This is a genomic window from Fibrivirga algicola, assembly GCF_011742925.1.
Lineage (GTDB): Bacteria > Bacteroidota > Bacteroidia > Cytophagales > Spirosomataceae > Fibrella > Fibrella algicola.
In genome coordinates this window covers 21,986-43,866 of sequence record NZ_WAEL01000001.1, presented here as the reverse complement: position 1 = coordinate 43,866, position 21,881 = coordinate 21,986, and the positions used below count along the sequence as shown (strand labels likewise).

Annotated in this window: 17 protein-coding genes and 1 pseudogene; 16 read left to right on the top strand and 2 right to left on the bottom strand. The window is 54.3% G+C overall.

Annotated features, from left to right (window positions below; all coding sequences use genetic code 11):
- The first annotated feature begins 34 nt into the window (after positions 1 to 34).
- From F7231_RS00150 to F7231_RS00120, 7 genes are all read left to right on the top strand, one after another.
- Positions 35 to 1,138, top strand: coding sequence for a FecR family protein (locus tag F7231_RS00150; protein ID WP_166690478.1), 1,104 nt, complete (start codon positions 35 to 37; stop codon positions 1,136 to 1,138).
- 198 nt (positions 1,139 to 1,336) lie between these two features.
- Positions 1,337 to 4,642 (top strand): TonB-dependent receptor, encoded by a 3,306-nt coding sequence (locus tag F7231_RS00145; RefSeq protein WP_166690477.1) that lies wholly within the window; start codon positions 1,337 to 1,339, stop codon positions 4,640 to 4,642.
- A gap of 20 nt (positions 4,643 to 4,662) precedes the next feature.
- Entirely contained in the window at positions 4,663 to 6,306 is a 1,644-nt protein-coding gene (locus tag F7231_RS00140) for a RagB/SusD family nutrient uptake outer membrane protein (RefSeq protein WP_166690476.1), read from the top strand.
- A gap of 202 nt (positions 6,307 to 6,508) precedes the next feature.
- On the top strand, positions 6,509 to 8,164 hold the full coding sequence (locus F7231_RS00135) for a glycoside hydrolase family 28 protein (protein WP_166690475.1): 1,656 nt from the start codon (positions 6,509 to 6,511) through the stop codon (positions 8,162 to 8,164).
- A gap of 129 nt (positions 8,165 to 8,293) precedes the next feature.
- On the top strand, positions 8,294 to 9,295 hold the full coding sequence (locus F7231_RS00130; protein WP_166690474.1) for a pectinesterase family protein: 1,002 nt from the start codon (positions 8,294 to 8,296) through the stop codon (positions 9,293 to 9,295).
- Positions 9,292 to 10,947 (top strand): glycoside hydrolase family 43 protein, encoded by a 1,656-nt coding sequence (locus F7231_RS00125; protein ID WP_166690473.1) that lies wholly within the window; start codon positions 9,292 to 9,294, stop codon positions 10,945 to 10,947. Before F7231_RS00130 ends, F7231_RS00125 begins: the two co-directional genes overlap by 4 nt.
- Before the next feature lie 121 nt (positions 10,948 to 11,068).
- On the top strand, positions 11,069 to 11,911 hold the full coding sequence (locus F7231_RS00120) for a 3-keto-disaccharide hydrolase (RefSeq protein ID WP_166690472.1): 843 nt from the start codon (positions 11,069 to 11,071) through the stop codon (positions 11,909 to 11,911).
- Between the two features lie 6 nt (positions 11,912 to 11,917).
- On the opposite strand, the gene F7231_RS00115 is transcribed toward F7231_RS00120, so the two are convergent.
- Positions 11,918 to 12,469 carry an NUDIX hydrolase gene (locus F7231_RS00115; protein ID WP_166690471.1) on the bottom strand — a complete coding sequence of 184 codons (552 nt, stop codon included), beginning with the start codon at positions 12,467 to 12,469 and terminating at the stop codon, positions 11,918 to 11,920.
- Between the two features lie 117 nt (positions 12,470 to 12,586).
- On the opposite strand from F7231_RS00115, the gene F7231_RS00110 reads away from it, so the two are divergent.
- The 7 genes and pseudogenes from F7231_RS00110 (at position 12,587) to F7231_RS00080 (ending at position 19,134) form a co-directional block, all read left to right on the top strand.
- Positions 12,587 to 13,486 carry a DUF2911 domain-containing protein gene (locus tag F7231_RS00110; RefSeq protein WP_085410623.1) on the top strand — a complete coding sequence of 300 codons (900 nt, stop codon included), beginning with the start codon at positions 12,587 to 12,589 and terminating at the stop codon, positions 13,484 to 13,486.
- Positions 13,487 to 13,630: 144 nt separating this feature from the next.
- Complete coding sequence (mgtE, locus tag F7231_RS00105; RefSeq protein WP_166690470.1) at positions 13,631 to 14,983, top strand: magnesium transporter; 1,353 nt, start codon at positions 13,631 to 13,633, stop codon at positions 14,981 to 14,983.
- Between the two features lie 260 nt (positions 14,984 to 15,243).
- Positions 15,244 to 15,749: pseudogene (locus tag F7231_RS27880) on the top strand (transposase).
- 40 nt (positions 15,750 to 15,789) lie between these two features.
- Entirely contained in the window at positions 15,790 to 16,281 is a 492-nt protein-coding gene (locus F7231_RS00095; protein WP_166690469.1) for a GNAT family N-acetyltransferase, read from the top strand.
- A gap of 41 nt (positions 16,282 to 16,322) precedes the next feature.
- Positions 16,323 to 17,162 (top strand): MBL fold metallo-hydrolase, encoded by an 840-nt coding sequence (locus tag F7231_RS00090; RefSeq protein WP_166690468.1) that lies wholly within the window; start codon positions 16,323 to 16,325, stop codon positions 17,160 to 17,162.
- A 120-nt stretch (positions 17,163 to 17,282) separates the two neighbouring features.
- The gene (locus tag F7231_RS00085) at positions 17,283 to 17,606 is read left to right on the top strand and encodes a YbjQ family protein (RefSeq protein WP_085410627.1); all 324 of its coding nucleotides are present in this window, start codon (positions 17,283 to 17,285) and stop codon (positions 17,604 to 17,606) included.
- A gap of 259 nt (positions 17,607 to 17,865) precedes the next feature.
- Entirely contained in the window at positions 17,866 to 19,134 is a 1,269-nt protein-coding gene (locus F7231_RS00080) for a hypothetical protein (protein WP_229365006.1), read from the top strand.
- A gap of 118 nt (positions 19,135 to 19,252) precedes the next feature.
- On the opposite strand, the gene F7231_RS00075 is transcribed toward F7231_RS00080, so the two are convergent.
- Positions 19,253 to 19,864 (bottom strand): GDSL-type esterase/lipase family protein, encoded by a 612-nt coding sequence (locus tag F7231_RS00075; protein WP_085410628.1) that lies wholly within the window; start codon positions 19,862 to 19,864, stop codon positions 19,253 to 19,255.
- A 259-nt stretch (positions 19,865 to 20,123) separates the two neighbouring features.
- Between F7231_RS00075 and F7231_RS00070 the strand changes: the two genes are divergently transcribed.
- Positions 20,124 to 20,561 carry a MarR family winged helix-turn-helix transcriptional regulator gene (locus tag F7231_RS00070; protein ID WP_085410629.1) on the top strand — a complete coding sequence of 146 codons (438 nt, stop codon included), beginning with the start codon at positions 20,124 to 20,126 and terminating at the stop codon, positions 20,559 to 20,561.
- Entirely contained in the window at positions 20,558 to 21,874 is a 1,317-nt protein-coding gene (locus tag F7231_RS00065) for a TolC family protein (RefSeq protein WP_166690467.1), read from the top strand. Before F7231_RS00070 ends, F7231_RS00065 begins: the two co-directional genes overlap by 4 nt.
- The last annotated feature ends 7 nt before the right edge of the window (positions 21,875 to 21,881 follow it).

Here is a 21,881-nt window from a genome sequence, read left to right as displayed (position 1 = left end):
GGTGCTCCGGCTCCCCCAGCAGAATTTGATAGGAATGAACTACGCGCACTACGGACTTGACGATTTTTTGCTAGACAACGACTTTGTCGATTGGATCATGACCGGGAAAAATGACCTGTTTTGGCGTGATTTTTTACGCACCCATCCAGAGCAAGGCCCTGCAATCGATCGGGCGCGGACGATCATTCAGGCAACGGCTACATTACCCGTCGTTACGCCCACCGATGAGCAGGTTGGGCAGATGTGGCAAACCGTAGAGCAGTCCATTGAGCAATCGGCCGAAACGCCCGTCAAACCCTTACATACCCAACGTACCTGGCGCTACTGGGCGGCGGCGGCTTCGGTAGCTGTGTTGCTGTTGGTCGGCAGCCTGTGGTACACGAAACAGCGTTCGGCGACCCTAACGTATAGTCAACTGGTCGATCAATCGCCGCTGGCGTTACAGGAAGTTGTCAACACAGAATCGACTTCCAGATTGGTTCACCTGCCCGATGGCAGCACCATCCGGTTGGCCCCGGCCAGTCGCATCAGCTTTCCAAAAACGTTCAACAAGCTGGCTCGCCGGGAAGTGTACTTATCAGGAAAAGCTTTTTTCGAGGTTGTTCGTAAACCCGATCAGCCATTTTTGGTGTACGCCAATGAACTGGTGACTAAAGTGCTGGGCACCAGCTTCACAATTAACGCCCCCGAAAGCGACCGGCAGATCACGGTAGATGTACGCACGGGACGGGTGGCGGTGTTTGCGCATAACGACCCACAGCGTGCCGAAAAGCAAACAAGCCCCGTAGTTGGCGGACTGGTGGTGACGGCTAATCAACAGATCACGTTTACCCGCGACAATCAGCAGTTGGCCAAGTCGCTGGTCGATCAGCCGGCGTTGTTGCCAACGGTGCCACCAACGACTTCCTTCGAGTTTGACGAAACACCCGCGCCTGCCATTTTCAATGCGCTGGAAAAAGCTTACGGGGTAGAAATCGTCTACGACAATGAATTATTGAAAGCTTGTCGGCTGACGGCTTCGCTCACCAACGAGCCGCTGTTCGAGAAGATCCGCTTGCTCTGCCAGGGTCTGGATGCGACCTACGAAGTCATCGACACCCGGATTGTCATTTCAGCCAAAGGCTGTACCACTCCTTAACCCTTAACTCATCTGATCGCCTATGCCTGTACACCTGCCCTGACAACCAAAAAAAGGCCAGCTATGCGTCAACATAACCGACCTTCCTGATTACCTCCCGAACCGATTGCCATCGTTTATCGCCAGTCCCGGATGGAACTGGCACCTGGGAGTTTTTTGCCTTTCAATTAGTGAGCTAACCAAAGACAGTTTAAAACTATGAAAAAAACACTACGATACGATTCGTTCGTGGTCCAGCTTATGCGCATATCCATTTCCCAGCTATTGCTGATTATACTGGGGGGTAGTTTTGCTCTGGCACACAAGGGGAGTGCCCAGGAATTGCTTCACCAGCCCATCTCGATTCAGGTACGTGAACAAAGCCTGAAAAAGGTTTTTCAACTGATCGAGAAACAGGCAACCGTGAAGTTTCTGTACCGGGCCGACCTGATCCAGGACAGCCGGCCGGTAACCATGTCGGTAAAAGGGAAATCGCTGGATGACGTGCTGGAAACCATACTCCGACCCAACCAGCTCACCTACAATCTATCTGACCGTCAGATCATTCTGTCACGGATTAACAAGTCCGCCGATGCGCGCACCGAACCCAGCCCGCTGAAATCGGAACTGGTAGACCAGACGCTGACGGGTAAGGTAACTGATGAGAAGAACACGGGGCTGCCCGGTGTCAGCGTGATCATCAAAGGCTCGAACCGGGGCGCGACCACCGATGCCAACGGGCTTTTTAAGCTAACGATTCCTGATGGAAACGGTGTGATTCTGACGTTCTCATTTGTGGGCTACCAAAGTCAGGACGTACCTGTGGGCAACCAGACCAACCTCAATATCTCGATGGTACCCGACGTTAGTTCGCTCGACGAAGTCGTGGTGATCGGCTATGGTTCGGTGCGGAAAAAGGACCTGACGGGTTCGGTGGTTCAGCTCAAAAGTGAGCAGCTGAAAGAAGTGCCGACCGCCAACGTGCTCGAAGCCGCCCAGGGTAAAATTGCCGGGGCCGACATCACGCGGAGCAGCGGTCAGGCCGGGGCGCGGGTCAACATCTCGATTCGTGGTAACCGGTCGATCGGTGGTAACAACGCGCCGTTGATTATCGTAGACGGGGTGCAGTACGGCAACCTGGAAGATATCAACGCCAATGACATCGAAACGATGGACGTGCTGAAAGATGCCTCGTCGATCGCCATTTATGGATCGCGGGGTGCCAACGGCGTTATTCTGATTACGACAAAAAAAGGGAAAGCCGGTAAAGCCGACATTTCCTTCAACGCCTATTCGGGCATTTCGCAGGTAACCATGTACCCCAAGGCAATGGATATCAACGCCTTTCGGGATTTCAAGCGGGAAGCCTGGCGCGCAGCCGGTGTCTGGAAAAGCCCGGCCGACGACCCGGCTATTTTTACCAACGTAGCCGAGTACAATGCCCTGCAAAACAACATCTGGACCGACTATCAGGACGCGCTGATTCATAACGGACTACAGCAAAACTATCAGGTTGGCATCCGGTCAGGTACCGACCGCCTGAAATCGTACGTATCGGTCGACTATTTCAACGAGAAAGGCATTCTGAAACTCGATGAGATTTCGCGCTACACCGGTCGGCTCAACGTTGATTACACGATTAACGACTGGATGAAAATCGGCCTGCAAAGCCAGCTCACCTACTACAACCAGAGCGTGCGGCGCGACCCGCTGAACCAGGCCAACAAGATCAGTCCGCTGGGGTCGCTGTATGATGCCAATGGCAACTTCAACTACATCATGCTGGATGGGCAGACAGCCAACCCGCTATCCGATGAGCAGCCCAACGTATTCAAAAACAACGTACTCACAACGCGTATCCTGACCAACGGTTATCTGGAAGTTACACCGTTCAAAGGCTTTACGGCACGCTCTACACTGGGCGTTAACCTGGCCTCGGCGCGTGATGGTGCCTATTCGTCGCCTAAATCGATCGACCGTTCGCTGACGGGCAAATCACTGGCTACCTACAACACCAGCAACAGCCGTACCATCAACTGGGAAAACGTGATGACCTACCAGCGTACCCTTGGTCAACATGCCTTCACCCTGACCGGAATTGCCAGTTACCTCGGAAACACATCAGACAACGCGTCGGCGTCGGGGGTGAATCAGTTGCTTCCTTCGCAGCTTTTTTACTCGATCGGCAGCGCTACCGAAGAAATCAAGATCAACTCAGCCTACGCGCAGAATGACCTGGTTTCGTTTGCCGGTCGCCTGAACTACAGCCTCCGCGATCGCTATCTGGTTACGCTGACCGCCCGCGAAGACGGCTCGTCGAAACTGGCCGCTGGCAACAAGTGGACCTTCTTCCCCTCGGCAGCTGTGGCCTGGCGAATCATTGAAGAACCGTTCATGCAAAACATAAGCGGACTGAGCGACCTGAAAATCCGGGCTAGCTACGGTATTGCCGGGAACGACCCATCGGGCCCGTATGCTACACAGACCACGCTGACCCGCATTGCTTTTGGGTATGACGAAGTGGCCGCGCCTGCCTACACGTTCTCGCGTAACGTAGGAAATGCCGCCCTTGGCTGGGAGTTATCGAGCACCCAAAACCTGGGCCTCGATTTCGGGCTGTTCAACGGCCGGGTCAATGGCTCGATCGATTATTACGATACCCGTACCTCTGATCTGCTGCTCGACCGGGGCTTGCCGCCAACAACCGGCGTCACCACCGTGAAACAGAACATCGGCAAAACCCGTAACCGGGGCCTTGAAGTCACGCTGGGCAGTACCAACATCAAAACCCAGCACTTTAGCTGGAGCAGCAATCTGACCTTTACGCGGAACAAAGAAGCCATCACCGAACTGGTGACCGGTAGCAACGACATCGGCAACGGCTGGTTCATCGGCTCGCCCATCAACGTATTCTACGATTACGAAAAGCTGGGTATCTGGCAGACGTCAGAAACCGACCTGGCCGCCAAATTGTCGCCAACCCAGCTACCGGGCGAAATCAAGGTGCGTGATCAGAACGGCGATGGCAAAATCGACGCCGTCAATGACCGGATCATTTTGGGAACACCCCGCCCGAAATGGAGCGGTGGTTTCGATAACACGATCAAGTACAAGGGCTTCGACCTGAATTTCTTCCTCTACGCCCGTGTCGGCCAAACGATCAACTCCGACCGGTCAGCCCGTTTCGATCAGCAGGGTGTTGGCAACAGCACCGCCGGTCTGGACTACTGGACGCCCGAAAATCCAACGAACGCGTACCCACGGCCCAACAAAAATGGCGGCCTGAAATACCTGTCGACCCTTGGCTATCAGGATGGCACCTACGCCCGAATTCGGAACATAACGCTGGCCTACAACGTACCTGCGAGCTTCCTCAAGTCGAAGGTCATCCGGGGGATCCGGCTGTATGCAACGGGTAAAAACCTGTACACCTTCACCAAGCTGAACTACGATCCAGAGCGGGGCGGCTCCGAGAACTTCCCCATGACGAAGCTGTATGTCTTTGGCCTGAACGTCAATCTTTAATCCCAAACGTCGTATCAATCATGAATTCATTGCTCAAAAAAACGGGGTTACTGGCATTGCTTCTGCTCTCCCTCTCGTCGTGTAAAGATGTGCTGGAGGAGTACAACCCCAGCGGCCTGACCGCCGAAACGGTATATACCACCCCCGAAGGCTTCGAAACGCTTGTTAACGCCGCCTACAGCTATCAGCGCTGGTGGTATGGCAAAGAGGAAGGCTACAACATTGCCGAAACCGGCACCGATATCTGGACGAGTGGCTCCGGCGAGGTGTATCGCGATCTAACCCAGTACCTGAACCTGCAAGGCAGCAATGGCGCGCTAAGCAGCGAATGGCGGGAGTTTTATGCCGCGGTCAACCTGTGTAACGGGGGAATCAGCCGCATCGACAAAGCGGGACTATCAGCCACGCTGCGGCCTATCCGTGAAGGCGAACTGCGCTTTCTGCGCGCTTTCTACTACTGGCATATCGTTGAGACCTGGGGTGGCGTTCACTTCACTACCCAGGAAACAAACGGAATTGTGTCGACTGCGAACCGCACACCCGTTGAAACGATCTACAACCAGATTTTCGAGGACCTGAAATTTGCCGCGACCAACCTGCCCGTTACACAGCCTCAGTATGGCAAAGCGACGAAAGGCGCTGCCCAGGCGTTTCTGGCCCGCATGTACCTCACCCGGAACATGAACAAAGAAGCGCTGGAGATGGCACAGGCGGTACTGACCAGCAATGCCTATAAGCTGGAAACGAACTACGCCGACCTTTGGAAAATGAGCAACCTGAAAACGAAGGAAGCCATTTACGTGGTCGACTACTCAACCAATCTGGCCCTGAACGATTTGGCGAACAGCACGTTCAACCCATACGGACACGGCCGGGGCAGCAACAATGGACACCTGCTGTTCTTGATGAAGTATGACGATCGTCCCGGCATGACCCGCGACATCCTGAACGGACGGCCCTTCAACCGCTACATGCCAACCCGCTTCCTCCTCGATCTGTACAGCGATGACGACGCCCGGTACGAGGGTTCATTCAACCAGGTGTGGCTCGCCAATTCAACCTCGCGTCCGGCGGGAATGGCCCTCGGCGATACGGCGGTTTACTGCACCAAAAAGGAGATTCCCGATGCGTTTGAGGCTACGCGGAAATACCAGACGTATGACCGCAGCAAGATTTACAACGCCAACGGAACGGTGAAAGACAACCTGCGCTACCCCAGCCTGTCGAAGTTCATGGATCCTACCCGCGCCAGCCTGAACGAAGCGCAAAGCGCCCGCGACGTATTTGTGATCCGTCTGGCCGAAGTCTATCTGATCGCCGCCGAAGCACAGATGAAACTGAGTAACCTACAGGCCGCCGCCGATTATATCAACGTACTACGTACCCGGGCCGCTAAAGCAGGAAAAGCCGCCACAATGCAGGTAACGGCGGCTCAGATGACGCTCGACTTCATGCTCGACGAACGCGCCCGCGAATTGGCCGGCGAACAACTGCGCTGGTTCGACCTGAAACGCACGGGTAAACTGCTTGAGCGTATCCGGGCGTATAGCCCAGACAATACGATAAACCTTCAGGATCACCACGTACTCCGCCCAATTCCGCAAACGCAGTTGGATGCCATTAGCAACAAATCAGAATTTAACCAGAACGCGGGTTACCAATAGGCGGACGCAGCGATGTGCGCTGTGAATGAATTCTGCTGGTGTTGCCGATGTCTGGTCGAAGGGTTAGGCGTCAGCACCAATAACACGACTCGTCCATAACGCCCGTTAACTACTTTTGGCTTGCCGACACGCATCAATACAGGTACGTTGGCAAGCCAACCTTTTTCTCAACGTTCCCTACAACCAGCCAACACGTACCTCCATGAAGAGTCAACCTTTTTTTATCGGCCTCGCCCTGTCGGCGCTAACCAGCCTATCGGCAGCGGCGCAATCCGCCCCGACCTATAGCTGGGGCAATCTGCCCAAAATTGCCCAGCCTACGTTCCGAAAAGATACGGTCAACGTACTGACGTTCGGCGCCAAACCTGACGGCGTTACGCTGAACACCAGCGCCATAAACAAGGCAATTCAGGCGTGCAGCCAGAAAGGCGGCGGGGTGGTGCTGGTCCCAGGCGGCTTGTGGCTGACCGGTCCGATTGAGCTGAAAAGCAACGTCAACCTACACCTGAAGAAGGCAGCCACTCTACTCTTTACGACCGATAAAAGCCAGTATGCGCTTGTGGAAGGGGTATACGAAGGGAAACGCGCCGCCCGAAATCAGTCGCCCATTTCGGGGATCAACCTCGAGAACATTGCCATTACGGGGCAGGGCATTCTGGATGGCAACGGCGATGTGTGGCGGGCCGTGCACAAAAGCCAACTCACAGAAGGCCAATGGACGAAAAAACTGGCGTCGGGCGGGGTGTTGAAAGATGACGGCAAAACCTGGTATCCCAGCGAGCAGTTTAAAAAAGCCAGCGTCGAAAACCGGAGTATGCTGCTCACCGATGGCAAAAAGCCACAGGATTTCGCCGATATGAAAGACGTGCTGCGGCCTAACCTGCTGGTGCTGACCAACTGCAAAAAGGTCTTGCTGGAAGGCATCACCTGCCAGAACTCGGCCGCCTGGTGCCTGCACCCGCTGATGTGTCAGGACCTGACCCTGCGAAACCTGACCGTTAAAAACCCCGAATACGCCCACAACGGCGACGGCATGGACATCGAGTCGTGCAAAAATTTCCTGATCGAAGGCTGTACGCTCGATGTGGGCGACGATGCTATCTGCATTAAATCGGGTAAAGACGAAGAAGGGCGCAAGCGCGGTATGCCCACCGAAAACGGCATTATCCGCAACAATAACGTGTATAACGGGCATGGCGGATTTGTGGTCGGCAGTGAGATGAGCGGCGGTGCACGATATATCTTCGTCTCGAACTGCACGTTCATGGGGACGGACAAAGGACTGCGTTTCAAATCAGTACGGGGCCGGGGCGGCGTGGTCGAGCATATCTACGCGAAAGACATCTTCATGAACGACATCGCCCAGGAAGCCATCTTCTTCGACATGTATTACTTCGTCAAATTTGCTACCGATGGCGTCCGCGACGACCGGCCAGTTGTCAACGAAGGCACGCCGATTTTCCGGAACATGAAGTTCGAGAACATCGTGTGCAACGGCGCCAAAAAGGGCGTCTTCATTCGCGGTTTACCCGAAATGAACGTGCAGAACATTGCGATGTCAGGCCTGGTGTTGCAAACCGAAAAGGGCGTTGAGCTGATCGATGCGAGTGGGATCAGCCTCGATAACGTGCAGTTGATCACCGAAACGACCAAACCCGTCATTGCCATCGAAAACAGCAGTAACCTGCTCTTCAACACAATCCGGTATGACGCCACCACCAACCTGCTCTTCGCCGTAAAAGGGGAACGTAGTCAGGCGATCCGTGTCACAAATACCGACCTGACAAAGGCCCAGACCAAAGCTGAATTCAGCCAGGGCGCCCAGGAAAAACAGCTCCTATTATCCGCCGCGAAGTAAGCCGCTACCATCCGCGTGCTGTACTGCATGGCTGACGCGCTCTGCGTTGCTGTCGAAGGGCCTGGCTCGCGAAGCACCACACAGCGCGTCAGCAACCCACTAATGATCTCGATTACCCCAATTCCCATAATGACCAGATACATTTTAGTTCTTTGTCTGCTGGCTCTGACAACCGTTGGAGTTGCCCAAACCACTAGTCCGGTATCGGCAACGTACCCAGCTTCGTTTACCGTAGCTCAGGATGGCAGTGGTTCGTTCAAAACCATTCAGGAAGCCGTCAACGCCTTCCGCGACCATTCGCAGGTACGTGTCACGCTCTATGTCAGGAACGGCGTGTATGCCGAAAAGCTCGTTATACCGTCGTGGAAACCAAACATTCACATTCTTGGCGAGAGCAAAGAAGGCGTCATCATCACCGGCGACGACTATTCGGGCAAGGCGTATCCCGGTGGGAAAGACGCTACGGGCAACACTAAATTCAGCACCTACACGTCGTACGTAGTGCTGGTCGATGCGCCGGACATTATCCTCGAAAACCTGACTATCCGCAACACTGCCGGGCGCGTGGGGCAAGCCGTTGCCCTGCACGTACAGGGCGATCGGTTCGTCTGCAAAAACTGCGTGTTGCTCGGCAATCAGGATACGCTCTATGCTGCCGCAGAAGGCAGTCGCCAATACTACATCAACTGCACCGTTGAAGGCACCACCGATTTCATCTTCGGAAAATCGATTGCCGTTTTCCAGTCCTGCACCATCAAAAGCCTGACCAACTCGTACATCACCGCTGCCGCCACACCTGGCTATCAACGCTACGGGTTTGTTTTCTTCGACTGTAACCTGCTTGCCGACCCCGCCGCAACGAAGGTCTTTCTGGGTCGGCCCTGGCGACCAAACGCGAAGACGATCTTCATCCGAACCACGATGGGTAGCCACATTCTTCCTGAGGGCTGGGACAACTGGCGCAACCCCGTCAACGAACAAACGGTCCTGTACGCCGAATACGGCAGCACCGGCCCCGGCAGTGACAAGGCTAAACGAGTAGCGTGGTCGAAACAACTATCCGTCAAAGAAGCCAAACGCTACACCCTCGCCAGCATTTTTTCAGGCTCAACCGCCTGGTTACCTCAATGAACTACCTTCCTCTTTCCATACTTACCGCTTGCTTCGGCATTACGGCGCTGGCTCAGTCACCTGTTCCGAAAACCGCATCCATCTCTAACGTATGGGTGGCTGATCTGGGAAACGGCACGTACAAAAATCCGGTCCTCAACGCCGACTATTCTGACCCCGACGTTTGCCGGGCGGGCGACGACTACTACATGGTGTCCTCCAGCTTCGACGCCATTCCCGGCCTGCCCATTCTGCACTCACGAGATCTGGTGAACTGGACACTCATTGGCCACGCCCTGAAACGCCAGCCTCCGTTCGAGCATTTCGAGAAAACACAGCATGGCAACGGCGTGTGGGCACCCGCCATTCGCTACCACAACAACGAGTTCTACCTCTACTATCCCGATCCTGATTTCGGCATTTACCTCACCAAAGCCACCAATCCGGCCGGGCCGTGGTCAGCACCGGTACTGGTGGAAGGCGGCAAAGGGCTGATCGACCCCTGCCCCTTCTGGGACGACAATGGCCAGGTCTATCTGGCGCATGGCTGGGCGGGCAGCCGGGCGGGTATCAAGAGTATCCTGACCATCAAGAAGCTCAGCGCCGATGGGCAGAAGGTGCTCGATGAAGGCGTTATCGTGTACGACGGCCACGAAAAAGACCCGACAATCGAGGGGCCGAAGCTGTATAAACGCAACGGCTACTACTACCTCTTTGCACCCGCCGGTGGCGTGTCGACGGGCTGGCAGCTGGTGTTACGGTCGAAAAACATCTATGGCCCCTACGAACGAAAGGTCGTCATGGACCAGGGCAAAACACCCATCAACGGACCACATCAGGGCGCGTGGGTAACGGCCGGCAAAGGCAAAACCACCGAAGACTGGTTCCTGCACTTTCAGGATAAAGACGCTTATGGACGGGTGGTGCACCTGCAACCGATGAAATGGGTAAACAACTGGCCGGTCATTGGTGTCGATGCCGACGGTGACGGCAAGGGTGAGCCCGTATTGACTTATCGCAAACCCGCTGTGGGCCGAACGTACCCAGTAGCCACCCCGCCCGAATCTGACGAGTTCAATGCGACGACGATGGGGCTGCAATGGCAGTGGCAGGCAAACCCGAAAGGCGTTTGGCACACTACCAGCAACCAGGGTTTCCTGCGGTTATACTCGGCCAACGTACCCAGCGAGGCCAAAAACTACTGGGACGTACCCAACCTGCTGCTGCAGAAGTTTCCGGCCGAAACGTTCAGGACCACCACGAAAGTCACCTTCACGCCGAACACGAAGCTGGTCAACGAAAAGGCCGGCCTGATCGTCATGGGCCTGAGCTACGCCAGCCTGGCGCTGAAAAGTCAGAAAGACGGGGTCGTGCTGGTCTACAACGTCTGTAAAAAAGCATCGGACGGTAAGGCGGAAGACGAGACCGTGATCACTAAGGTTAACAATGCGGCGCCAATCTACCTGCGCATTGAGGTGACCAGCGGCGCCAAATGCCAGTTCAGCTACAGCCTCGACGGAACAACATTCACCAAAACGGGCGACATCTTTCAGGCCGAAGTGGGCCGCTGGATCGGTGCTAAAGTGGGGCTCTTCTGCACCCGCACCAGCCAGATCAACGATTCGGGCTACGCCGACTTCGACTGGTTCCGGGTAGAGCCGGTGGCAAACTAAGTTGGTGCAGGCAGGCAGTAGACTCTGGTTCGTCGGGCCTTAGGCTACTCAGTCCCGAACAGGTAAGAGGTTCAGAAGCCGTACCTGCTGCATGCACTCACCGCCCAAACACCCCTGCCCCATGAAATTGCTGCTCACACTCGTATGCCTGGGCCTTCTATCGATGACTTCGGTCTCGGCGCAACCGGCCCGCCAACAGGGCACCTGGATATCTTTATTTAACGGAAAAGACCTGACAGGCTGGGAAACGTACCTTGACCGACCGTATTCGACAGACAAGGCAACTGTAACCGCGCCGCTGGGCCTGAACAACGACCCGTCGCATGTCTTCTCGGTGGTAACGGTAGACGGTAAACCAGCGCTACGCATCTCGGGCGAAACATTTGGCGGCATAAATACACTGGCTGACTTCGGCAACTATCACCTTCGGCTGGAATTCAAATGGGGCTCTTTACAATGGCCGCCCAAGCTTGGGCAACCCCGCGACAGTGGGTTGCTTTACCACAGTGTTGGCCAGCACGGCACCCCCATGCTCTGGATGGAATCGTTCGAGTACCAGATTCAGGAAGGTGATACCGGCGACTACTGGGGCGTGATGAACGTGGCGACGGACATTCCCGCCCGCAAGAATGACAAAGGCAAATTCGTGTATCAGGCCGGTGCGCCTTTCGTTACGTTTCAGGATGGAACACCAAACGGTCGACAGTGCGTCAAAAATCCAGACATCGAAAAGCCCTCTGGCCAGTGGAACGTAGTTGACCTATACTGTATGGGCGATACCTGTCTGCACGTGCTGAATGGTAAAGTCAACATGATGCTGACCCACACCAGCCAGTTGGTCAACGGGAAACGTGAGCCCTTAACCAAAGGCAAGATTCAGCTTCAGTCTGAAGGGGCCGAGGTATTCTACCGGACTATCCAGGTACGTAGTATCAGCGCATTACCAGCCGAGTTGGTACGATAGAGAGGGTTAGCCGTTTTTAGCCAGGGAAAGCCTGCTCTTCCGGATCATTCGACTGATCGATTCGGAGTCGGATAGCTGCTCGGCCTCGTCGAGCGACAGCCAGCGGATGCCTTTCACCTCGCGGCTTTCACCACCCAACGCCGTTTCGCTGCTGGCCGTAAACAGAAACCGGATGTCATAGTGCAGGTGCTCAGGTACGTTGCCCTTTGCCGGAATGGGGTGAATATCGACATCAAAAATAGCCGGGCTAACCAGTTTCACATCGGGGAGCAGCGTTTCCTCTTCAGCTTCGCGAAGGGCAACATTCGCCACATCGCGATCGCCATCGGCATGACCGCCCGGTTGAAACCACCGGTCGAGCTTGCGGTGATGAATGAGCAGCACCTGCGTGCCATCGGGCGAAGTGATCCAGGCCGACCCGGTAATATGCCCTTCGAGCAATGAGCGCTCGTAGCAGTTTGGGTTAGCTTCCACAAACGCAATAGTGCGGGCGGTCATCTCGCCCTCGTTGGCATCGGCCGGGCTGTGTTGCCGGAGCAACGTGAGTAAGTCTGTCATAGCATGATTGTGTCCAGGCGGTTGCTTAAGCGAAATCAACCTGATTGGCAACACCGATACACAACGATTTCGGGTTAATTTTGTGGCGAAACTAACAGACTAAATACACTCGGTACCATGAAAAAAATGATGCTTTCGGCCGTTGGCCTGGTGCTTGTAGCGCAACTGGCTACTGCTCAGATCAGAACGCCGTCGCCTAGTCCCGCCGCTACCGTTATGCAAACAATCGGCGTGACAGACGTCACCGTGAAATACTCACGCCCCAGCCTGAAAGGCCGTACGCCCTTCACGGCGGAGTTCGTACCAACCGGATCGGTATGGCGGACGGGTGCCAACGGCGCTACTGCCTTTACCACCACCACCGACCTGATGGTGAATGGCAAGTCACTGGCAGCCGGTTCATACGCCGTTTTGTCGATCCCCGCCGCTAGCGAGTGGACGCTAATTTTCAGCAAAGACATGGCCGTAACGGAGCAAAGTTACAAACAGGACAACGACGTACTGCGCGTGAGCATGACACCTTCTAAAACAGGTCAGAAAGTAGAAACCTTCACCATTGGTTTCAACAATGTGACTGACAGCACTGCCACCATGGACATCATGTGGGCAGATGTGAAGGCCTCAGCTAACCTGGCGGCGAATACCTCGGCCAACGCCGCAGCTTCCGTCGACAAAGCCGTTGCCGATAAGCCCGACGACGTGAATACACTGACTGCCGCTGCCAGCTATAACCTGAGCAAAGGCCGTAACCTGGAGCAGTCGCTGTCGTACGTCGATAAGGCAATTGCTGCCAAAGAAACGTACCGCAACTTGTGGCTGAAAGCACAGATTCTAGGCAAGATGGGCAAGTTCGCCGAGGCGATGCCCTTAGCGCAAAAAGCCCTGGCAATGGGTGAAACGTCGGGCGATGCCTCGTTTTCGTTCTTTAAAGATGCGATTGCCAAAGGTGTAACCGAATACCAGTCGAAGATGCCGGTTGCCATTCCTGCGAAGGGTAAGGGCAAGAAGAAAGCCTAATAGCCAGCTTTCTTTACACAAGCCCGCCAGCATCACGTTGGCGGGCTTTTTGTTGCTGACACAGCCACAGCCAGCAATCCGCTGGAACAGGCAACCTGAATCGGGCGTTAATCCGTTACATACTTTGCTCACCAACTCTGCACCGTGACGTTTGAACTAACCAAAGACTACCTCGACCGAATTCAGACGGCGATCGATACGGGCGACGATGTGATGCTTCGCGCCGAGATGGAGGAGTTGTACCCGGCTGACATTTCGGGTATCCTGTACGAATTGAATACCGATTCGGCCCGTTACCTGCTCAACCTCGTCGACCGGGGGATTGGGGCCGAAATCATTGCCAACCTCGACGATTCGATTCGCGACGGGTTCATTGCGTCGTTTACCTCAGCCGACCTCGCGCCTTTCGTTGAGGAGATGGACTCCGACGATGCCGTGGATTTGCTCAATGAGCAGTCGATTCAGGTACGTGAAGAAGTGATTGGCCTGATGGAAGACCGGGAACAGGCCCGGTTCATCATCGACCTGCTCCACTACGACGAAGACGTGGCGGGTGGTCTGATGCAGAAGGAATTAATCAAGATCAACGTCAACACCAACGTCAACCAGTGCATTGAAGAAATTCGGCAACAGGCCGAAGACGTTGAAAAGGTGTACGCCGTTTACGTGGTCGACGATGCGGGTATTCTGCTCGGCTTTGTCTCGTTGAAGAAGATCGTGCTGTCGCGGAAGTACACCAAGATTGCCGACATCTACGAGAAAGACGTCGTTTCGGTAGAGACCTACCGCCCTGTGGCCGAGGTGGCTGAGATCATGCAGAAGTATGACCTTGATTCAGTGCCGGTCGTCAACGTACAGGGCCGGTTACTGGGCCGGATCACCATTGATGACGTGGTCGACGTGATTACCGAACAGGCCGAAGATGACATTCAGGCCATTTCGGGTCTGTCGGGTGAAGTAGAAGAAGACGACACGCTCTGGGTACGTGCCAAAGCGCAGTTACCGTGGCTGGTGGCCGGTGCCGCCGGTAGCCTGATGGCGGCCACGGTAATCAACGGGTTTCAGAGCGAACTGGGGAAAGTAGCCGCGCTGGCCGCCTTTATTCCTATTATCGGCTCAACGGGCGGCAACGTCGGCATTCAAACCGCCTCCCTGATCGTGCAAAGCCTGTCCGACACATCGGGGTTGACTTATTCGCTGGGACAACGTCTGCTGCGCACGCTCGTGCTGGCCTTACTGAACGGAGCTGTAGTGGGCCTGATGGCGGGTTGTTATACCTTACTCATCGGTGAGCCTCGTCTGTTTCCGGTGGTGGCGCTGTCGCTCCTGAGCGTGGTGATGCTGGCCTCGTTTATGGGCACTATCACCCCCCTCCTGCTCGACCGGATCGGTATCAATCCGGCGGTTGCTTCGGGGCCGTTCATTACCACAGCCAACGACCTCATCGGTATTGGTGTGTACTTCAGCATCGCCAACGTACTGCTGGCTGAGCTGTAGTATAACAGTCGTGCCACAGTTGCACCTATAGTACGTAGCTACGGCACGTAAAGGTGACTAGAGCGAACGGTACAACCCCAACGGGGTAGTATGTCAATAGCTAGATTTAAGGTCATTCGCACCGAAGCCCCATCGGTACAATATACGGCAGGCGGGTTTACTCCTGCTATGCCGCCCCGACGGGGCTATGCTATAGATAGCCCGACCCTGGCTATTGACATACCACCCGTTGGGGTTAGCTTATTTTGGTCACTTCTACCATAACGCCCCATTTATGCCTTCTATCTACACTTTACGTTCAGATCGTTTTCGCCGTCAAAGGCCGTAAAACCTCATTCCTAGTGCTAACAAAGACGAACTACACAAATACATATCTGGTATCGTGCAGCACAAGGGCGGCAAATTGATGGCAATTCATGCCATGCCCGATCACATTCAGTTGTTCATTGGTTTTGGACCTACACTAACGATCGCTAATTTGGTACGCGATGTAAAAGCCAACTCAACTCGATTTATCAAGGATAAAGGCTGGGCTGAACAATTTGCATAGCAAGAAGGGTACGGGGCGTTTTCGTATAGCCAATCTCAGGTAAAAGACGTCATTCAGTATGTACTTAACCAGGAGCAACATCATCTCAAACGCACGTTTCGTCAGGAGTACGTCCTGCTGCTTCAACAGTTTGAAGTAGCTTATGACCCTGAGTATATCTTCGAATTTTACGACGAGCAAGTTACCAGCAACGTATCGCTCCTACCGGGGCACTGAAACAGGTTTTCCTAAACGGCGATGTGGTAGCCGCCTCCCCATGATTACTTACCAAACCTATGGTGGCTTGCCACCTGAGCCCATGCTGGGCCAATTGCTGGACATACTATCTCGCCTGTTTATTTCGCAGTCGCGGGAGGCGTGGCTGGTCGATTTGACGCAGAAAGCGACTACGTATCTGGATTTTCAGACGATCCTTGCTGTGGCCGACGGGCAGGTTGTAGGTTGTAAACTCGGCTATGACTGGCACCTCACAGCAGATAAACCCGGCGAAGCAGCGGCGACGAAACGGACTTTTTATAGTTGGCTGGGCGGGGTCGATCCGGCGTATCGAGGGCGGGGCATTGCGGGCGCGTTAATGCAGCTACAGCACGAAGCCTGCCAACAGGCCGGGTACGTTGCTGTTCGCACGCACACCTATAATCAGTGGCGCGACATGCTGATCATGAACCTGCGCCAAGGCTTTCAGATCATAGGAACCCAACCAGGTAAACACGGCTTAACGATTATGCTGGAGAAGGAACTGACTTAGTGTTTTCTGACTTACAGACTACTCATCAAGTACAGCAATCATTGACTACTCACGTTACGCATTCACTCCGTCATGGTCCTGTTGAGGGGCATCAGTTTGGGTTTTCGCGCCTGCCGTGGCCAAGGCCCATTCCGGTCTGGACGTACTATATTGATGGATTGCTGATTGATACAGGCTCACGACATACGCAGCGCAACGTGCTGCAGACCTACGCCACGTACCCGATCGGGCAGATTGCGCTGACGCATTTTCACGAAGATCATGCTGCCAATGCGGCGGCACTGGCCCGGACTCATAACTGCCCGGTGCGGTGCGGCCCCCTGACGGCCCAACTTATTAAACAACCGTACCACCTGCTTCCATACGAACACTACTGGTTCGGGCCAATCGAGCCCTGCTCGGCAGCCGTGGGCGTTGAGGTGCTGGGTACGTTCCCCGAAGCGTTTGAAACGGAACACCACCGTTTTGTACCGATCGCCACGCTCGGGCATTCCGATGACCACCATGTGTTGCTTGAGCCTGATGAAGGCTGGCTCTTTTCGGGTGACTTTTACGTAGGCAATCTCCGCGTTTTTCGGCAGGGCGAAAACATCTACCAGCAGATCGAGGCCGCCAAACAACTCTTGTCGCTGGATTTCGACACCTTGTTTTGCGGGCATAAACCTGTGCTGAAAGGCGGCAAAGCAGCCACTCAGCGCAAGATCGATCACCTGCAACGCATTGTCGACTGTTCACTGGACGGCCAGAGAAAAGGATGGTCAGAGGCGAAAATCCTGACTCAGTTGGGGTTACGTGAGGATTGGTTCATGCGTTTTTTTACCAGCAACGACGTAGCAGTAACGTACCTGGTACGGTCGGCACTGCGGGATAGGGAAGTTTAGTTTGAGGTTGCGCTGCTTATCCCACCAACACTATAGATAAACAGCGCAACCTCAAACCACAAACAGCAAACCTCAAAACGTCAAACCTTCTATATTTGGCCCATATTGTACACAGACGCTATGCTCGTTACCACTACTTCAAACATCGAAGGCAAACGCATTTCGACTTATATCGGCCTTGTCAACGGAGAGGCAATCATCGGAGCCAACATCCTCAAGGATTTTTTCGCTAGTATCACCGACATCGTCGGCGGGCGGTCGGGCGCATACGAGCAGGCACTACGCGAGGCTAAGAGCATTGCCATTAAAGAGATGATGGATCAGGCCACGCGCCTTGGCGCCAATGCAGTTATTGGCGTTGATATGGACTACGAAAACATCAACAATACCATGCTTATGGTGTCGGCCAATGGCACAGCCGTTATACTTGACGATGCCCGTTAGGCTGGCTTTCACCCTGTTGACTTCAGCGTTTTATGGCGCATAGGTTTCTGTGGCGTACCAACGTGCAAAAACCGCCCGGTCGAACCAGTATACCACATACACAAACCATTCATTATCAGTTAGTTGTCTTTTGTTGAAAAATATTATTGTTTGACTCACAAATGATTGAATCTTGTTAGATGATAGGCTGTTTTATTTGTAGTATTTTTACCCCATAGCCAAAATCGACAGACAACACCTCTCACTGCAAGACCGTAACATGAATGTAGCCATTCCGATCAGCTCCAACGGGGGGGAGCAGATGGATATCCAACGAATCGATTACACCGACACAACAAAACAACAAGCCATTGAGGCTAACCAGGCGTTCGACGAGGCCGTGAAGCAGTTTCTGCGCGCGTGGATCGAGAATGGCACCGTGGCAGACAGCGCCAAAGCCAGCCATGCAGGCAGCAACTCCGGCACATTTACCGACTTTGTCAGGTACGCTGCTATTGCCGAAGAGACAGAGGCCTTTATCGAAGAAGGTGCCCTGCGCAGCTTTTTCAAACATCACGACGACGCCCTCGAACTACTGCTCGACCAGCCGCTTATTGCGGCTCATCTGCTCAGGCAGGGCCGGTCTGTTTATTTTGAGCCAGATGCCTATGAGCCTATGCTGGCCAAATTTGAAAAACGCATTTACAACCTGGCCGTTCACCGCGAACACCGCGAAGTACCCTTCCGCTACAGTCCGACCAGCCGTCAGGGTACACATGGTGATTCCATTGGCTGGTCCGATTTACCCGCCGACCATCAGGTACGGGAAGATATTGGCTACTATTTCGGCACCCGCCGCTCAGATGCCACCGCATTAACCATTTTGGGCCGTCAGTTGCAACTGGAAGCCCTGCTGGCCGACCAGTTGCCGATTCAGGTGATCCTCGACGGGCATATGGAGGAATCATTGCGGGCCATCAAAACGGCCACTGAGGCGCTTCTGGAAGCGGGTGATTTGCGGATGCGCTGTTTTGTAGTGCAACGCCGCCACGCGGAAGATGACCGCCATCTGGGTGCTGCGCTGCTGTTGATGAACCCGGCAACGCCCGATCAACCGCACCGCCTGATTTTTTGCGATACCCTGAAACCCAATGGTAAGCCACCCTGGTGGGATTCGTTCAAGCGTAAGATCGATGCTGTGTTTCCACAGCCAGCCGGCATGGCTCCCGTTTCTGACCGGCTCGAAGACGGTGGTGTAAACTTGCAGCGACTACACGATGGGGTGCCCGTTCGGCATCAGGATATCGATTGCGCATTCTACACGGCCTCGATTGCCCGCGCGCTAATTCAAACGGCTACGCAACAACCGGACCTGATCCTGTACGGCCCGATCGACGAGGTTGTTAGTCATATGACCGGCCGGATGACGGATTATTTCGAATTGGCCGATTGCCCGAAAGACCCTGTCGTTGTTCGGGAGGTCAACATTATCCGCCGCTGGAATACGGGGCGTGAAGCATTGATGAGCCTTCAGCGGCTAAACGGCTAACCCATTTTTTTCGGCGTAGCCCTCATCGAGGGGGTTACGCCGAAAAATTACAGTTAACTAGTTTACCTGAAGCACAAGGGTTTCCCTGCGTCCTGCTTACGCGCCTCTATAGCTCGGTCTACACGAGTACAGCCGCCGGGCTTTTGAAGGCATTAGCGTGTAAAATGAGCTGTTCACGCCAGCGAGCATAGCCTGACGGGCTTAAGTGCAGTCCATCCTCGACGTACAGTTCACGCTCCGGTTGTCCATCGCCGGTTAACATGACCGGTGTGGCGTCGACAAACTGAAAATTGGGCAATTCATTAATCTTTTCGGCAATCAGCGCATTGGCCGTGCGAATCTGATCGACAAGTATCCAGCGGGCAGGACTCGGCTTGATCGATAGAAAGGTGACAGGCACGTTGGGAAAGTGATGGATGATTTTTTCGGCCAGCGCGTAGAAAAACAGGCACACTTCTTCCGGTTGCCGTCCTTCGGCCAGATCGTTGTCGCCCGCATACAGAATCAGGGCGTGGGGCTGAACAGGCACTACAAGGCGCTCAAAGTGCCAGGCACAGGCCGCCAGCGTGGCCCCGCCAAACCCAATGTTGATGGGTTGGGCTTCCGGAAAATCAGCTTCCAGCGTGGCCCAAAGCCGGATCGACGAGCTACCGTAAAAGACCGTTCCACCCGTTGGATGCGCACTGATTTTTCGCTCAAGCTCACGAACTTCTTCTTCAAACAAAACCATAATACGGAGTCAGGCATGGGCAAATAAACCGCACCTGCTCTAAGGCCACCAGACAGTGGCCGATGGATACTAGCTACTCTATAACGTCCATCGTTCGTAATTAACCGTTACCCTCCCGAATATACATCATTGAGTGATTATACGGTCATACTTTAATCATAATCACGTCGCTTCGGTCAGGTTTAAATTCAATTAAATTTCGTTTAAACGAAATTCGTTTAAACAACTATTAGTTATTCATACGAACACCTACCGGCTTATGGATAAGTATTATCGCAACGACTATCACCGGCTGATCGCCAATCTGCACAAGACTGACGGGTACATCATGAATCACTTCGCTCAGAAACTGGCCCCGTTCGATCTTTCGGTTCAGCAATATATCGTTCTCCGTCGCCTCTCCGAAGTTTACCCCGACAGTTTGACGGCGGGTGAGCTAAAGGAAAAGATGACCGAAATAAACTCAGACATCACCCGGCTCACGGATCGCCTGATTGCCAAGAGCCTGATTGTGCGGGAGGTTGACCCGCAAAACCGCCGCCGGGTGAATCTGCGCCTAACCGAAGATAGCAACCGCTTTGTGGAAAAAGTGGCCCTTGAATTCAGCGACTTTGAATCGGTGGTGAGCCACCTCACCGACGAGGAAGTACAGCTAATGAATACACTCCTGGATAAAATTAGATACCGAATACAATGAAGAAGTATGTAGTAGGGGCTGGCCTATGGCTGGTCAGTGTGGGATTGGGCAGCGCCCAGCCCATGCCGCTGAACCAGGCTATTCAACTGGCCCTACAGAATAACAAAGGCATCAAACTAGCCGACACGCGTACACTAGCCGCCGAGGCCCGCTCGCAGGAAACCAGAGACCGCAGTCTGCCACAGGCGAGCGCCTCGCTGGCCTACTCGCGATACAGCCTGACAGGCCCGTTTTCGATGGGCGAAGGCAGCGACGGGAAACCCCTGTTTGGCCTCCCAGCCGGAGCCTTCAATGCGACCATTGGTGGCGTGACCATCAGCAAAGAAATCTTTGGCGGGTTTGCCGAAAAATCGGCCGAAAAATCAGCGGAGTTGCTGGCTAAAGCTAGTCGGCTGGATGCACAACGCAACCGGTCGGAACTGGTCTACACGGTAACCGATGCCTATTATAACATTGTCAAGCTGGTACGGTCAACGACCGTCATCGACCAGAGTATCCGGCAGTTTGATGAGAAGGAACGCGATGCGCTGAACTTGCAGAAAGAGGGCATTGTAACGGCCAACGAAGTACTGAAGATTCAGTTGCAGAAGAATAACCTGCAACTTAGCCGCCTACAGGTTGATAAAGCCCGGCAAACGGCGCTGTACAACTTCAACCTGCTGGTGGGCCTGCCCGACGACCAACCGATTACCGTTGATACCACCCTGACCAACCCGGTTGCGGCCATTGAGCCTTTGAGCAGCTTCCTGACACAGGCCGTTCAGGTACGTCCCGAAGTGCAGGCAAATGTCCTACGCGTTCAGTCGGCGGAAGCGTTACTGCAAAATACGAAGAGCAGCATGTACCCCCATTTTGGTGTATCGGCGGGCTACAACTACATCAACCCAACGGCCCGCCTGGTGCCCGAAGCCAACTCGTTTATAAGCGCCTGGAACGTGGGGGCCGGCCTGAGTTACAATATCGGCTCGCTGTATAACCTGAAAGGGCGGATGAACACCGCCAAAACGGCCATTGATCAGGCGAGTCTGCAAAGCCAGCAGCAAACCGATCAGATCCGGTCGGAAGTGGTCACGGCATATAATAACTATCAACTCGCGCTAGAGCAGCAAAACGTAATTCGCACGGCAGTGGTGCAGGCCCGCGAAAACTACCGCCTGACCGAGTCGCGGTTCCGCAATGGCCTGGTTGGCTCAACTGACCTGCTGGAGGCCAATAACTTCCTGCTCCAGGCGCAACTCAATGTAATCAACGCCACCGTCGACGCACAACTGGCTTACCAGCGTTTGCTGCGGGCCACGGGCACTAACCTTTAATTATTTA